We start from the raw sequence: 1,233 nt of genomic DNA, 5'->3' as shown, positions 1-1,233 counted from the left end.
TTGCAGCATGACCGCTTTTGCCCGCGCCGACCGCCCGCTTGAAGGCTACGGCCTGGTCTGGGAAATCAAGGCCGTGAACCACCGTTACCTGGAAATCAGCCCACGTCTGCCCGACGCCCTGCGCTCACTGGAAAACGCCGTGCGCGAACGCTGCCGCAAGGCCCTCGCCCGGGGCAAGGTGGAAGTCACCCTGCGCTACCAGCAGGACGCCAGCGACGCCGACCTGGAACTGAACGAGCCCCTGGTCAAACAGCTGTCCGAGATCTCCCGCCGGGTAGGCGACCTGGTGCAGCACCCCGGCCAGGTCAACCCCATGGAAATCCTCCGCCATCCCGGCGTGCTCAGCACCCGGGAACTGGATGTGGACCTGCTGCAACGCGAATCCCTCACCCTGCTGGATGAAGCCCTGCAGGCCCTGATCGACACTCGCAGCCGTGAAGGGGAACAACTGGGCAAACTGATCGAAGAACGCCTGGACGGCATTATTACCCAAGTGGAAATCGTCAAAACCGCCGTGCCACGCATCAAGGAAGCCCAACGCGAACGCCTGCGCAGCCGCATCCAGGACGTGATCGACTCCCCGGACCCGGATCGCCTGGAACAGGAACTGGTCCTGCTGGCGCAAAAAATGGACGTGGACGAAGAACTGGACCGCCTGCTTACCCACGTCACCGAAGTGCGCCGTATCCTCAAAAAGGGCGGCCACATCGGCCGGCGCCTGGACTTCCTCATGCAGGAACTCAACCGCGAAGCCAACACCCTGGGCAGCAAATCCGTCGACAGCGAAACCACAGCGGCAGCGGTGGAATTAAAGGTGTTGATTGAGCAGATGCGGGAGCAGATCCAGAATATCGAATAACACTTCCAGCCAACGACTCGCCACAAAAAAGCCGGCATTGCGCCCACTGCTGTCCCACAGTTGAGGGACAAATGAAAAAGCCTGAACCGAACTGGTTACAATGATTCTGCGAGGAAAACATTGTGATCAGGGAGGTTCAGGCTTTGTCACATCATAACACCGCCTTTCACCAACTGCTCAAACCGGTTTCGAGACATGATTTTGAGAGGCTGGCCAAAGAGCATCATCACGGGCAAAAACTGAGATCCGCCACGCGCTGGGATCAATTCATTGGCATGGCCATGTCTCAGCTTTCCGGCCGTCAGAGCCTGCGCGATATCCAGTCGAACCTGGAGAGCCAAAAGCATAAGCTTTTCCACCTTGGCGCCAAACCC

At 59.0% G+C, this 1,233-nt stretch carries 2 protein-coding genes; both read left to right on the top strand.

All coding sequences use genetic code 11. The features are described 5' to 3' along the window. Positions 1 to 7 precede the first annotated feature (7 nt). The gene (locus A3754_RS21530; protein ID WP_063521296.1) at positions 8 to 859 is read left to right on the top strand and encodes a YicC/YloC family endoribonuclease; all 852 of its coding nucleotides are present in this window, start codon (positions 8 to 10) and stop codon (positions 857 to 859) included. A gap of 143 nt (positions 860 to 1,002) precedes the next feature. Continuing rightward, positions 1,003 to 1,233: DUF4372 domain-containing protein (locus tag A3754_RS26295; protein WP_156497137.1), on the top strand; the 231-nt coding region annotated here is incomplete at its 3' end.

The organism is Alcanivorax sp. HI0083 (assembly GCF_001635175.1).
This window is presented reverse-complemented; position numbering and strand designations above follow the sequence as displayed.